This window comes from Pseudomonas sp. JQ170C (genome assembly GCF_035581345.1).
Classification (GTDB): Bacteria; Pseudomonadota; Gammaproteobacteria; order Pseudomonadales; family Pseudomonadaceae; genus Aquipseudomonas.
Map to the genome: position 1 here is coordinate 4,038,870 of NZ_CP141608.1, position 13,746 is coordinate 4,052,615.

Sequence of the window (13,746 nt, forward strand, 5' to 3'; positions counted from 1 at the left end):
GAGTGTCGTATGACCCCTGCCTCGATCCTGACGCTCGATGGCGTCGCCTATGCCCTGCCCGATGGCAGGCCATTGTTTACCGACCTGAATGAACGTTTCGACCAGCGCCGCACCGGCCTGGTCGGACGCAATGGCGTGGGCAAGAGCATCCTTGCGCACATCCTCTGCGGCCGTCTGGCGCCCACCAGCGGGCACTGCCGCGCCGCCGGCCGGGTGCATTATCTGGGGCAACACCTGGGCGGCCCCGCCACGACGGTGAGGCAACTGGCCCAGGTCGACGCGGTGCTCGATGCCTTGCAGCGCATCGAGGCGGGTAGCTGCTCGCAAGCCGACTTCGACACCGTGGGCGAACGCTGGGACATGCGCGAACGCCTGCAAGCGCAACTGGCGCGCCATGGCCTGGAACAGCTGGATGCAGAGCGGCCCGTCGCCACCTTGAGCGGCGGCCAGGCCATGCGTGTGGCCTTGCTCGGGGCGTTTCTCAGTGAGGCCGATTACCTGATCCTCGATGAGCCGAGCAATCACCTGGACGGCCCCGGCCGCGCGCAACTGCTCACCTTGCTCGGTGAATGGAACAAGGGCTTGCTGGTGATCAGCCATGATCGTGAACTGCTTGAGCATATGGAGCGGATCGTCGAGCTCTCGACCCTGGGCCTTGCCAGTTATGGTGGCAATTACAGTGTCTATGCCCAGTGCAAAGCCGAGGAAAGCGCCCAGGCCGAACGCACGCTGGAACGCCTGAAGCTGGAACGCCAGCGCCAGGCCCGTGCGCTCCAGCAACAACGCGAGCGACTGGAGCGGCGCCAGTCCAGGGCCGGCCGGGAAGCACGTGACAGCAACCAGGCGAAGATCCTCCTGGACCGCAAGCAGGAGCGCAGCGAAGCCACCGCCGGCAAGCAGCAGCGTGATCATCAGGCCGCGCGCCAGGCCATGGCGCAAAAAATTCGCGACGCTGCCCAGCGGGTGGAAGCCGGCAGCGCCATCGTCCTCCATGCGCCGGCACCCACGCGGCAGGCGGGTAACCCGCTGGTAACGCTGCAGGCCGTGCAACTGCCTTTCGGTGATCCGCTGCAGGCACCACTGGACGCGTGCCTGTACAGCGGCGAACGGGTCGCGCTGGTCGGTGCCAACGGCAGCGGCAAGTCGACGTTGCTCAGCGTGCTGGCGGGGCATCTCGCGCCACGCGGCGGCCATGTACAGGTATGCGTTGCAACCGCCTACGTCGACCAGCAATGCAGCCTGCTGCCCTCCTCGCAGTCGGTACTCGATTACCTGCGCCAGTGCACCGCCAGCCTCGATGAAAGCAGCCTGCGCACGCGCCTTGCACAATTGGGTCTGGGTGCCGATCGGGTGGAGCTGCCCAGCGGTGTGCTCAGTGGCGGCGAAAGGCTCAAGGCGGCCCTGGCTGGCGTGCTGTATGGCGACAATCCGGTGCAGCTATTGCTGCTGGATGAGCCGAGCAATCACCTTGACCTACCCTCCCTCACCGCCCTGGAAACCATGCTGCGCCACTACCGCGGCGCCTTGCTGGTGGCCTCTCACGACAGCGTGTTCTTGCAGCAGGTGGGGCTGGACCGCGAGTGGCGAGTGGGACGCTGAAACGACAAGGCCCCGTCCATTGCTGGACGGGGCCTTGGTTTACCCTGCTGCCTGGTGTTCAAACTATCGTACCTGCCCCGCGATTGGCGGCGGTCGGGATACGTATCGAGGTCAGCGGGCAAAGCTTCATTGAATTTATGGTGCGCCTGACTTTTCGGTCTGTCCAGCTCAATGTGCAGACAAATGGCCCAACGGTAGCGGCCCGTGGGGCTTGACCGTCTGGATGGCGAAATTGCTGCGAATATCACTGACGCCCGGCAGCTTGAGCAGGGTGTCGATGAGGAAGCGCTCGTAGCTGCGCAGGTCAGGTACCACCACCTGCAACAGAAAATCCGACTCGCCCGACACCAGGTGCGCAGCAATCACTTCCGGCAGGGCCAGTACCGCTTGCTGAAAGGCCTGGGCGGCCGGTTCGTGATGGCGCTCGACCTTGACCCCGACGAACACGGTCAGGCCCAGGCCCACTTCGTTGCGGTCCAGCTGGGCGGCATAGCCCTTGATCATCCCCGCCTCTTCCAGCAGGCGGACCCGGCGCAGGCAGGGTGACGGTGACAGGCCGATCATTTCGGCAAGCTCCACATTGCTCAGGCGCGCGTTGCGCTGCAGGGCGTCGAGAATCTTGCGGTCAAAAGCGTCCAGGGTGATTTTTGGCATGATCGGTATATTCCTTTACTGATCGTGGCAGTTTATATCAATACACTCTGTAGTCCACGCAACATTCGCAAGCACCTGCCAGCCCCTCCCGGCATAGAATTTTTGCCTGACGGTTGATTGCCAAGGGTGGGTGAAATGACGCAATACAGCGTGTTTTGTGCAGCATTGCTGGTGGTGTACCTGGTACCCGGGCCGGACATGTTCCTGCTCCTCAACACCGGCGCCAGCGAAGGCCGTCGCCAGGCCCTGATGACCGCACTGGGCCTGGCCCTGGCGCGGGCCGCTCATGTCACCCTGGCCGCCCTGGGGCTGGCGGCGCTGCTGCGCACCCATCCCTGGGCCTTCGACCTGCTGAGCATCGCCGGCGGCGTGTACCTCGCCTGGCTGGGCTGGCAGTTGCTGTGCACTCCGATCTCGGCATTGCCCAGCAGCTCGGCCAAGGCACGCAAGCCCGGCCATTGGTCGGCTGCCTTGAAAAAGGGCCTGCTGACCAACCTGCTCAATCCCAAGGCACTGTTGTTCTGTTCGGTGCTGCTGCCGCAGTTCATCAGCCAGACAGCCGGGCCGATCGGCCAGCAATTTGCCATCCTGGGCAGCGTACTGGTGGTGGTCGGGCTGGGCTTTGACACGTTCTACGCCTTGAGCGGTGATCGCCTGGGCCGCTGGGTGGCCGCCAGCCCCTGGAAACAGAAGCTGCAGAACCGCCTGTTCGGCACCCTGCTGATCGGCTTCGGGGCGCGCCTGGTGCTGCTGCGCGAGCTTGGCGGGTGACGATTTGCGCTGATTTTCACTGCGACCATGGTCCAATCTATGACTGGGCGTTCCCGATCCGCACGGGATGTATTATCGTGGCTGCGTGCGCTATTTCAGCCGCCTGAGCCATCAGGCATATGCCAACCATTCGAGGGTGCCATGAGTAACGAAAGCATTAACTGGGACAAGCTGGGCTTCGACTACATCAAGACCGACAAGCGCTACCTGTCCTACTTCCGTAACGGCGAGTGGGACAAGGGCACCCTGACCGAAGACAACCAGCTGCACATCAGCGAAGGCTCGACCGCGCTGCATTATGGCCAGCAGTGCTTTGAAGGCATGAAGGCGTACCGCTGCAAGGATGGTTCGATCAACCTCTTCCGCCCTGACCAGAACGCCCTGCGCATGCAGCGCAGCTGCGACCGCCTGCTGATGCCACGCGTGCCTACCGATGTGTTCATCGAGGCCTGCAAACAAGTGGTCAAGGCCAACGAGCGCTTCGTGCCGCCGTATGGCAAGGGCGCCCTGTACCTGCGTCCGTTCGTGATCGGCGTCGGCGACAACATCGGCGTGCGTACCGCGCCGGAGTTCATCTTCTCGATCTTCGCGATTCCGGTCGGTTCGTACTTCAAGGGCGGCATGACCCCGCACAAGTTCCTGATCTCCGATTACGACCGCGCCGCGCCACAAGGCACCGGTGCCGCCAAGGTCGGCGGCAACTACGCAGCCAGTCTGCAACCCGGCTACAACGCCAAGCAGGCCGGTTTTGCCGACTGCATCTACCTTGACCCGCTGACCCACACCAAGATCGAAGAAGTCGGTTCGGCCAACTTCTTCGGTATCACCGCCAACAACGAGTTCATCACGCCGAAGTCCGCTTCGGTGCTGCCAGGCATCACCCGCCTGTCGCTGATGGAACTGGCGCAATCGCGCCTGGGCCTGACGGTGATCGAAGGCGACGTGCTGATCAACAACCTCGGCCTGTTCAAGGAAGCCGGTGCCTGCGGTACCGCGGCAGTGATCACCCCGATCGGCGGCATCCAGTACGACGGCAAGCTGCACGTGTTCTACAGCGAAACCGAAGTGGGCCCGGTGACCCAGAAGCTCTATCAGGAGCTGACCGGCATTCAGAGCGGCGACATCGAAGGCCCGGCGGGCTGGATCGTCAAGGTCTGATGAGCTGACAACTTCGCGGGGCAAGCCCGCTCCTACCGGGGCGGGCTTGTCTGGCGATCATGAATTTTTCTTTAACCCGGGCACCGCCTATTCTTTGGCACAATCAGGTCTCTACTCGCCGCCCAGGTAATAGCATGCCCCGCGTACTGACTATCGAAGACGATGCGGTCACCGCACAAGAGATCGTCGCCGAACTTTCCAGCCATGGCCTGGAAGTGGATTGGGCCGACAACGGCCGTGAAGGCCTGGCCAAGGCCATTGCCGGCGGCTACGACCTGATCACCCTGGACCGCATGCTCCCCGAGCTCGACGGCCTGACCATCGTCACGACCCTGCGCAACCTCAAGATCGCCACGCCAATCCTGATGATCAGCGCTCTCTCGGATGTCGACGAACGGGTACGCGGCCTGCGTGCCGGTGGCGACGACTACCTGACCAAACCCTTTGCCTCCGACGAAATGGCCGCCCGCGTAGAAGTGCTGCTGCGGCGCAACAGCGTGCCCCTGGCGCAGACCCGCCTGCAGGTCGGCGACCTGGAGCTGGACCTGATCAGCCACGAGGCGCGGCGCGGCGAGCACACCCTGAACTTGCTGCCCACCGAGTACAAGTTGCTGGAATTTCTCATGCGCCATGCCGGCCAGGTGATTACCCGGATGATGATCTTCGAGGAAGTCTGGGGTTATCACTTCGACCCCGGCACCAACCTGATCGACGTGCATATCGGCCGCTTGCGCAAGAAGATCGACGCCGCCGGCCAGACCCCGCTGATTCGGACCGTGCGGGGCTCGGGCTATGCCATTGCCGAACCCGTCTAAGGGCTGGAGCTCGTCCACCAGCCGCCTGCTTGCGCTGTACAGTTTTCTATTCGTGGCCTGGAGCAGCATCCTCATGGGGGTGCTGTACTTCGAGGTCTCGGGCTACCTGAACAAACTCACCCGCCACTCGCTGCTGCAGCGCCAACACTTGTTCGCGCACATGAGCGGCAAACAGCTCGACGATGCCCTGATCGCCAGCCAAGCCTTCGAGGAGCGCAGCTTCGACGCCTACGGCCTGTTCGATGCGCAGTTCAATCCTCTCGGCGGGCAGATCCGCCAGGTGCCGGCCGACCTGGGCCTGGACGGCAAGATCCATGAGCTGAACCGCTGCCTGGATGCTGACGACCCACACCTGCCCCGCGACAGCTGCGACGCGGTGGCCATCAAGGTCCGTGATGGCCGCTGGCTGCTGCTGGTGCGCGACAACGGCTCACTGTTCGTGGTCACCCGCATCATCCTGCATGCCCTGCTGTGGGGCCTGTCGTTGACCATCATTCCCGGCATCGCCGGCTGGTACCTGCTGCGCCGCCGGCCGCTCAAGCGTATTCGCGCGATCCAGGACACCGCCGAGCAGATCGTCGCCGGCGACCTGACCCGGCGCCTGCCGCTGTCGTCGCGGCGCGACGAGCTGGACATGCTGGCGGCCATCGTCAATGCCATGCTCGACCGCATCGAGCGGCTGATGCACGAGGTCAAGGGCGTGTGCGACAACATTGCCCACGACCTGCGCACGCCACTGACCCGCCTGCGCGCCCAGCTCTACCGTATCCGCCAACAGGCCGGTGACGACTCGCCCCAGGCCGAGGCGCTGGAGCAGGCCATCGGCGAAACCGACACACTGATGGCGCGCTTTCGCGGCTTGCTCCGCATCAGCGAACTGGAAGACCGCCAGCGTCGCGCCGGGTTTGTCGAACTCGACCTGCGCGCCCTGCTGCTGGAGATGCATGATTTCTACCTGCCGCTGGCCGAGGATGGCGAGATTCAACTGAGCCTTGAAGTGCCTGAACAGCTGCCACCCCTGCATGGCGATCGCGAGCTGCTGTTTGAAGCCCTGGCCAATTTGCTGGGCAACGCCATCAAGTTCACCCCGGCCGGCGGCCAGGTGCGAATGCGCGCCAGCAGCGATGCGCAGGGTGTGCAGATTGCGGTTGAGGACAGCGGACCGGGGATTCCCGAGGACGAGCGCGATGCGGTGTTGAAGCGCTTTTATCGCAGTGAGGAAGGCCATCGGCACCCGGGGTTCGGGCTGGGCTTGTCAATCGTTGCGGCGATCGTTGACTTGCATGGCTTTGGCTTGGAGGTGGGGAGCAGCGCGTTGGGCGGGGCGAAGTTGGTGGTGCATTGTCGAACCACATCGCGGGGCTAGCCCGCTCCTACCGTGTAGGAGCGGGCTAGCCCCGCGATGGATCAGTCAGCCAGACGCCAGGTGGTCTCGCCCTTCTTGTCTTCCAGCACGACACCCATCGCCGCCAGCTGATCGCGAATCCGGTCGGACTCGCCCCAGTTCTTGTCGGCACGGGCCTGCAGGCGCGCCTGGATCAGGGCTTCGACTTCAGCCGCATCCACCTTGCCTTCGGCACCGGCACGCAGGAAGTCGTCGGCATCCAGTTGCAGCACACCGAGCAGGTCACCCAGCTCACGCAGGCGACCGGCAAGGCCAGCCGCGACCTCAGGCTCGCTGTCGCGCAGGCGGTTGATCTCGCGCACCAGGTCAAACAGCACGGCGCACGCCTCGGGGGTGCCGAAGTCGTCGTTCATCGCCAGGGTGAAGCGGTCGACGTAGGTCTCGCCCCCCTTCGCCTCGACCCGCGGCAAGCCGCGCAGGGCGTGGTAGAAACGCTCCAGGGCACCCTTGGACTCGCGCAGGCTGTCTTCGGAGTAGTTGATCGAGCTGCGGTAGTGGCTCGACACCAGCAGGTAGCGGACCACCTCCGGGTGATACTTGTCGAGCACGTCGCGAATGGTGAAGAAGTTGTTCAAGGACTTGGACATCTTCTCGCCATTGATGCGAATCATGCCGCAGTGCATCCACGAGTTGGCGTACTGCTTGCCGGTGGCGGCCTCGCTCTGGGCGATCTCGTTCTCGTGGTGCGGGAACTCCAGGTCGTTGCCACCGCCGTGGATGTCGAAGCTTTCGCCCAGGCAGCAGGTGGACATCACCGAGCACTCGATGTGCCAGCCCGGACGGCCCGGACCCCATGGCGATTCCCAGCTCGGCTCGCCCGGTTTTACGCCCTTCCACAGGACGAAATCGAGCGGGTCCTGCTTGGCCTCGTCGACCTCGATCCGCGCACCGATGCGCAGGTCTTCGATCTTCTTGCGCGACAGCTTGCCGTAGCCGACGAACTTGCCGACGCGGTAGTACACGTCGCCATTGCCCGGTGCGTAGGCGTAGCCCTTGTCGATCAGGGTCTGGATCATCGCGTGCATGCCGGCGATATGGTCGGTGGCACGTGGCTCCTGGTCCGGCGGCAGGATGTTCAGGCGGCGCTCGTCTTCGTGCATCGCGTCGATCATGCGGGCGGTCAGCGCGTCGAACGACTCGCCGTTCTCGTTGGCCCGGTTGATGATCTTGTCGTCGATGTCGGTGATGTTGCGCACGTAGGTCAGGTCGTAGCCGCTGTAACGCAGCCAGCGGGTGACCAGGTCGAAGGCGACCATGCTGCGGCCGTGGCCCAGGTGGCAGTAGTCGTACACGGTCATGCCGCAGACGTACATGCGCACCTTGTTGCCTTCGAGCGGTTTGAAGACTTCCTTGGTTTTGCTAAGCGTGTTGTAGATGGTAAGCACGAGCGTTCCTCAGCTGCCCCACGAATCGCGCAGGGTCACAGTCCGGTTGAATACCGGGCGACCCGGCTGGGAGTCTTTCAGGTCGGCGCAGAAGTAGCCTTCGCGCTCGAACTGGAAGCGGTCTTCTGGCTGGGCCTGGCCCAGGGAAGGTTCCGCACGACAACCGGTGAGGACCTGCAGCGAATCGGGATTGATGTTGTCGAGGAAGGTGCCGCCATCGTCGGTCTTCTCGGGGTTGGCCGAGCGGAACAGACGATCGTACAGGCGCACTTCGCACTCGACGCTGGCCGCCGCCGGCACCCAGTGGATCACGCCCTTGACCTTGCGGCCTTCAGGGTTCTTGCCCAGGGTTTCCGGATCGTAGGAGCAGCGCAGCTCGACGATGTTGCCGTCGGCGTCCTTGATGGCCTCGTCGGCGCGGATCACATAGCTGCCGCGCAGACGCACTTCACCGGCCGGTTCCAGGCGCTTGTAGCCCTTTGGCGGCTCTTCCATGAAGTCGTCGCGGTCGATGTAGAGCTCGCGGGCGAACGGCAGTACGCGCACGCCCATGTCTTCTTTGGGGTGGCGCGGCAGTTCGAGGTTCTCGACCTGGCCTTGCGGATAGTTGGTGATGACCACTTTCAGCGGGCGCAGCACGCACATGGCGCGTGGCGCGGTGCGGTCGAGGTCTTCGCGGATGCTGAATTCGAGCATCGACATATCGACCACGCCGTCGGAACGGTTGGTGCCGATCATTTCGCAGAAGTTGCGGATCGAGGCCGGGGTGTAGCCGCGGCGACGGAAGCCCGACAGGGTCGACATGCGCGGGTCGTCCCAGCCGTTGACGTGCTGCTCGTCGACCAGTTGCTTGAGCTTGCGCTTGCTGGTGATGGTGTAGTTCAGGTTCAGGCGGCTGAACTCGTACTGGCGCGGCTTGGCCGGCACCGGCAGGTGGTCCAGGAACCACTCGTACAGCGGACGATGGCCCTCGAACTCCAGGGTGCAAATGGAGTGGGTGATGCCTTCGATGGCGTCCGACTGACCGTGGGTGAAGTCGTAGTTCGGGTAGATGCACCACTTGTCACCGGTCTGGTGGTGGTGGGCATGGCGAATGCGATAGAGGATCGGATCGCGCATGTTCATGTTTGGCGAAGCCATGTCGATCTTGGCGCGCAGCACGCGCTCGCCGTCCTTGAACTCGCCGGCCTTCATGCGCGCGAACAGGTCCAGGTTCTCCTCGACCGAACGCTCGCGGAACGGGCTGTTCTTGCCAGGTTCGGTCAGGTTGCCACGGTATTCCTTGGACTGCTCGGGGGTCAGGTCGCAGACGTAGGCATCGCCGGCCTTGATCAGCTCCACGGCCCAGTCGTGCAGTTGGTCGAAGTACTCCGAGGCGTAGCGCACCGGGCCGGTCCACTCGAAACCCAGCCACTTGACGTCGCTCTGGATGGCGTCGATGTACTCCTGGTCTTCTTTGGCCGGGTTGGTGTCATCGAAACGCAGGTGACAGGCTCCGCCGAACTCCTGGGCCAGGCCGAAGTTCACGCAGATCGACTTGGCATGGCCGATGTGCAGGTAACCGTTGGGCTCTGGCGGGAAACGGGTGACGATGCTGCTGTGCTTGCCCGAGTCCAGGTCGGCCTGCACGATCGGACGCAGGAAGTTCGCAGGGACGGCGGGCGCGCCTTTGGCAGCGGCGTTGGGAGCGGTGTCGGCAGTGGGCTTGCTCATAGGATCCTTGAAATACGGGTACACGGCCTGGGTAGGCCGACTGAATCAAAGCGCTTATCATAGCCGAAGCGGTCGAGCTGCCGACAGCGCCCTGCCGACAAACTGGCGGGATATTCGACCGGCAATGCAAAAAAACTGCCGCGAGCCACGTATCGCGGGTTGTAGACTGTGCGTCAGGTTTACATCGCGTTGCGGCGCGACCCTATTTCAAATGCCTTGAAAGAGCGAATTCCAGCATGTCCAAAGTCAAACTGAGCACCAACCACGGCGACATCATCCTGCAACTGGACGCCGAAAAGGCCCCTAAAACTGTCGAGAACTTCGTTCAGTACGTTAAAGAAGGCCACTACGACAACACCGTGTTCCACCGTGTGATCAAGGGCTTCATGATTCAGGGCGGCGGTTTCGAGCCAGGCATGAGCCAGAAGAAAACCCGCGCCAGCATCCAGAACGAAGCGGACAACGGCCTGAAGAACACCAAGTACAGCATCGCCATGGCCCGTACCATGGAGCCGCATTCGGCCTCGGCGCAGTTCTTCATCAACGCCTCCAACAACGATTTCCTCAACCACAGCGGCAAGAACGTGCAGGGCTGGGGCTACGCGGTGTTCGGTGAAGTGACCGAAGGCCAGGACATCGTCGACAAGATCGAAGGCGTTGCCACCGGCTCCAAGTCCGGTCACCAGGACGTGCCGAAGGACGACGTGATCATCGAGAAAGCCGAGATCATTGAGTGATACTGCTGATCTCTGATCTGCACTTGCAAGAAGAACGCCCGGACATAACCCGGGCGTTTCTTGATCTGCTCGACGGACGTGCCCGCCACGCCCGGGCGCTGTACATCCTCGGTGATTTCTTCGAGGCCTGGATCGGCGACGACGCCATGTCGCCCTTTCAGACCCGCATCTGCCAGGCCCTGCGCGCCTTGAGCGACAGCGGCACGCAGGTGTTCCTGATGCACGGCAACCGCGACTTCCTGATCGGCGAGGCCTTCTGCCAGGCCGCAGGCGCAACCCTGCTGGCTGACCCCAGCGTGGTCGAGATGGGCGGTGAGCCGGTGCTGCTGATGCATGGCGACAGCCTGTGCACCCTGGACCTGGCCTACATGAAGATGCGCCGCTACCTGCGCAACCCCGTCAGCCTTTGGATCCTGCGGCACCTGCCGCTGAGCACCCGACAAAAACTGGCGCGCAAGCTGCGCAGCGAAAGCCGGGCGCAAACGCGGATGAAGGCCACCGACATCGTCGACGTGACCCCGGAGGAAGTGCCGCGGATCATGGCCCAGTACGGCGTGCGCACCCTGGTGCATGGGCACACTCATCGTCCGGCGATTCACAAGCTGGTGGTCGACGGTCAACCGGCGCGGCGCATCGTGCTGGGCGACTGGGACCGTCAGGGCTGGGCGCTGGAGGTGGATGAGCAAGGGTTTCAACTGCAGCCCTTTGCTTTTGCGTCCTAGTTGATCGCGGGGCAAGCCCGCTCCTACCGGTAGGAGCGGGCTTGTCCCGCGATTGCTCAATGCCCCGCCGACGCAGGCCCGGCCTTGGCCGCAAACGGCGGCTTGGCCAGCCACACCAACAGAATCAACCCCGCAAACACCCAGCCCATCAGGGTGAAGTAATCCACTGTCGACATCATGTACGCCTGACTGCTGAGCATGCGCTCCAGCTGCGCATACGACTGCCCGTTCGCCCCACCCAGGTGATTGAGCGCATCACGGGTAGCCGGCTCATAGGTGCTGATACTCTCGCTCAAATAAGCATGGTGCTGGTCGGCCCGGCGAATCCAGATCCAGGTGGTCAACGAGGCGGCGAAGCTGCCTCCCAGGGTCCGCAGGAAGGTCGCCAGGCCCGAACCATCGGCAATCTGGTGCGGCGGCAGGTCCGAAAGCAGGATGCTCAAGGTCGGCATGAAGAACAGCGCCACGCCAATGCCCATGAACAACTGCACCAGGGCGATGTGCTGGAAGTCCACCTCATTGGTGAAGCCGGCGCGCATGAAACAACTGGTGCCGATCGCCAGGAAGGCCAGGCCCGCGAGCAGGCGCAGGTCAAAGGTGTGCGCGTACTTGCCGACAAAGGGCGACATCAGCACTGGCAACAAGCCGATCGGCGCCACGGCCAACCCGGCCCAGGTGGCGGTGTAGCCCATCTGGGTCTGCAGCCATTGCGGCAAAATCAGGTTGATGCCGAAAAAGCCCGCATACCCCAACACCAGCACGATGGTGCCGATGCGAAAGTTGCGGTGCACGAACAGCCGCAGGTTGACCACCGGGTGCTTGTCGGTCAGCTCCCAAATGATGAACACGGCAATGAACACCACCGATATCAGGCTGCCGATGACGATGAAGTTCGACTCGAACCAATCCAGGTCGTTGCCTTTGTCCAGCACGATCTGCAAGGCGCCAACGCCGATGATCAGGCACAGCAGACCGACGTAGTCCATGGGCTGGCGGCTGGTGCTGACGGGGCGCGTGCGCATCTGCTGGCGCACCACCGCCGCGGCGAACAGGCCGATGGGCACGTTGATGAAGAAGATCCACGGCCAGCTGTAGCTGTCGGTGATCCAGCCGCCAAGAATGGGGCCGGCAATCGGCGCCACCACGGTGACCATCGCCAGCAAGGCCAGGGCCATGCCCCGTTTGGCTGGCGGATAGACAGCAATGAGCAGGGTCTGGGTCATCGGGTACAGCGGGCCTGCAACGATGCCTTGCAGCACACGAAAGCCGACCAGCTCCGGCATCGACCGGGCAATACCGCACAGGAACGAGGCCAGCACGAACAGCAGCGTGGCCCAGATGAACAGCTTCACCTCACCGAAGCGCCGGCTCAACCAGCCGGTCAGCGGCAAGGCGATGGCGTTGCTCACCGCGAACGAGGTAATCACCCAGGTGCCCTGCTCCACGCTCACCCCCAGGTTGCCGGCAATGGTCGGCAGCGCCACGTTGGCGATGGTGGTGTCGAGCACCTGCATGAAGGTCGCGAGCGACAGGCCGATGGTGGTCAGCAGCAGGCTCGGCGGCGTGAATGACGCGGTGTTGCTCATCGCACGGCCGTCTTGCTGGCCGCCGCACTGTTGTCATGGATCAAGCGAGTGATCATGGCGTCGGCTTCGACCAATTGGCGGTCATACACCTTGGTGGTGAACGAGGCCTTCTGCGGCGGCAACTGGGCCAGCACCGGGCCGCTCTGGTCATGCAGGTCGACCGTGACCTGGGTCGACAGGCCGATGCGCAGCGGATGCGCCGCCAACTGCTCGGCGTTGATATGGATGCGTACCGGCACCCGCTGGACGATCTTGATCCAGTTGCCGGTGGCGTTCTGCGCCGGCAACAAGGCAAAGGCGCTGCCGGTACCGGCCCCCAGGCTGTCGATGGTGCCGCTGTACTTGACCTCGCTGCCGTAGAGGTCGGCAACGATATCCACCGGCTGGCCGATGCGCATGTTGCGTAGCTGGGTTTCCTTGAAGTTGGCGTCGATCCACAGCTGATCCAGCGGGATCACGGCCATCGTCGCAGTCCCCGGCTCCAGGCGCTGGCCCAGTTGCACGGTACGCTTGGCCACATAGCCGGTCACCGGCGCCACCAGGGTTGTACGGGCAGCGGCCAGATAGGCCTGGCGCAGTTGGGCGGCGGCGGCCATGACTTCAGGGTGCGACGACACCACGGTGTCATCGACCAGCGCGGTGGTGGTGTTGAGCTGCTGACGGGCATTGATCAGGGCGTTCTGGGCCGAGGCCAGGTCGTCACGGGCGTGGGACAGCTCTTCCAGCGAAATCGCCCCGCCAGCGGCCAGGGTCTTGCGGCGGGTGTAGTTCTCCTGGGCCTTGGTCTGCTCGGCCTGCCGCGCCGCGACCTGGGCCTTCATCCCGTCGACATTGCTGTACAGCCCGCGCACCCGGCGTACCGCTCGGGCCAGATCGGCCTGGGCCGCCTGCAAGCCGATTTCGGCATCGCTGGGATCGAACTCGATCAGCACCTGGCCTTCATGCACCAGGTCGCCATCATCGGCGCCGATACTGACCACGGTGCCGGTCACCAACGGGGTGATTTCCACCACGTTGCCATTGACGTAGGCGTCGTCGGTCTCTTCATTCCAGCGCCCGTACAGCTCATGCCAGGCCCAGACAGCGGCGCCGAGCACGACGATCAGCAACAGAAGGCCGAGCAGCCAGGTCTTGCGCTTGCGCTGGTTGTTGAGGTCCTGCGTGGCGTCAGCAGGCTCCGGGGTGTTGGCAATGGCCATGT

General features: G+C 63.5%; 12 protein-coding genes. 7 read left to right on the top strand and 5 right to left on the bottom strand.

The window, feature by feature from the left end; genetic code table 11:
• Positions 1 to 9: 9 nt before the first annotated feature.
• Positions 10 to 1,599, top strand: a complete 1,590-nt coding sequence (locus U9R80_RS18385) for an ABC-F family ATP-binding cassette domain-containing protein (protein WP_301841845.1) — start codon at positions 10 to 12, stop codon at positions 1,597 to 1,599.
• Positions 1,600 to 1,767: 168 nt separating this feature from the next.
• On the opposite strand, the gene U9R80_RS18390 is transcribed toward U9R80_RS18385, so the two are convergent.
• Positions 1,768 to 2,244, bottom strand: coding sequence for an Lrp/AsnC family transcriptional regulator (locus U9R80_RS18390; protein WP_301841871.1), 477 nt, complete (start codon positions 2,242 to 2,244; stop codon positions 1,768 to 1,770).
• A gap of 144 nt (positions 2,245 to 2,388) precedes the next feature.
• Between U9R80_RS18390 and U9R80_RS18395 the strand changes: the two genes are divergently transcribed.
• From U9R80_RS18395 to U9R80_RS18410, 4 genes are all read left to right on the top strand, one after another.
• Entirely contained in the window at positions 2,389 to 3,024 is a 636-nt protein-coding gene (locus tag U9R80_RS18395; protein WP_301841844.1) for a LysE family translocator, read from the top strand.
• Positions 3,025 to 3,165: 141 nt separating this feature from the next.
• The gene (locus U9R80_RS18400; RefSeq protein WP_301841843.1) at positions 3,166 to 4,182 is read left to right on the top strand and encodes a branched-chain amino acid aminotransferase; all 1,017 of its coding nucleotides are present in this window, start codon (positions 3,166 to 3,168) and stop codon (positions 4,180 to 4,182) included.
• A 134-nt stretch (positions 4,183 to 4,316) separates the two neighbouring features.
• Complete coding sequence (locus U9R80_RS18405; RefSeq protein ID WP_274113429.1) at positions 4,317 to 4,997, top strand: response regulator transcription factor; 681 nt, start codon at positions 4,317 to 4,319, stop codon at positions 4,995 to 4,997.
• A complete protein-coding gene (locus U9R80_RS18410; RefSeq protein WP_301841842.1) occupies positions 4,975 to 6,363 on the top strand; it encodes a sensor histidine kinase in 1,389 nt (462 codons plus the stop codon). Before U9R80_RS18405 ends, U9R80_RS18410 begins: the two co-directional genes overlap by 23 nt.
• A gap of 41 nt (positions 6,364 to 6,404) precedes the next feature.
• Here U9R80_RS18410 and cysS read toward each other — a convergent pair whose 3' ends face one another.
• Entirely contained in the window at positions 6,405 to 7,787 is a 1,383-nt protein-coding gene (gene cysS, locus U9R80_RS18415; protein WP_301841841.1) for a cysteine--tRNA ligase, read from the bottom strand.
• Between the two features lie 9 nt (positions 7,788 to 7,796).
• Positions 7,797 to 9,500, bottom strand: a complete 1,704-nt coding sequence (locus U9R80_RS18420; protein WP_301841840.1) for a glutamine--tRNA ligase/YqeY domain fusion protein — start codon at positions 9,498 to 9,500, stop codon at positions 7,797 to 7,799.
• Between the two features lie 236 nt (positions 9,501 to 9,736).
• Here U9R80_RS18420 and U9R80_RS18425 point away from each other — a divergent pair, with 236 nt between their 5' ends.
• Together U9R80_RS18425 and U9R80_RS18430 are read left to right on the top strand one after the other, a co-directional pair.
• Positions 9,737 to 10,237 (top strand): peptidylprolyl isomerase, encoded by a 501-nt coding sequence (locus tag U9R80_RS18425; RefSeq protein WP_301841839.1) that lies wholly within the window; start codon positions 9,737 to 9,739, stop codon positions 10,235 to 10,237.
• Positions 10,234 to 10,959 (top strand): UDP-2,3-diacylglucosamine diphosphatase, encoded by a 726-nt coding sequence (locus tag U9R80_RS18430; protein WP_301841838.1) that lies wholly within the window; start codon positions 10,234 to 10,236, stop codon positions 10,957 to 10,959. Before U9R80_RS18425 ends, U9R80_RS18430 begins: the two co-directional genes overlap by 4 nt.
• A gap of 56 nt (positions 10,960 to 11,015) precedes the next feature.
• Here U9R80_RS18430 and U9R80_RS18435 read toward each other — a convergent pair whose 3' ends face one another.
• Positions 11,016 to 12,545: a DHA2 family efflux MFS transporter permease subunit gene (locus tag U9R80_RS18435; RefSeq protein ID WP_301841837.1), complete on the bottom strand. Its 1,530-nt coding sequence runs from the start codon at positions 12,543 to 12,545 to the stop codon at positions 11,016 to 11,018.
• The gene (locus U9R80_RS18440) at positions 12,542 to 13,744 is read right to left on the bottom strand and encodes an HlyD family secretion protein (protein WP_301841836.1); all 1,203 of its coding nucleotides are present in this window, start codon (positions 13,742 to 13,744) and stop codon (positions 12,542 to 12,544) included. Before U9R80_RS18440 ends, U9R80_RS18435 begins: the two co-directional genes overlap by 4 nt.
• Between the last annotated feature and the right edge of the window lie 2 nt (positions 13,745 to 13,746).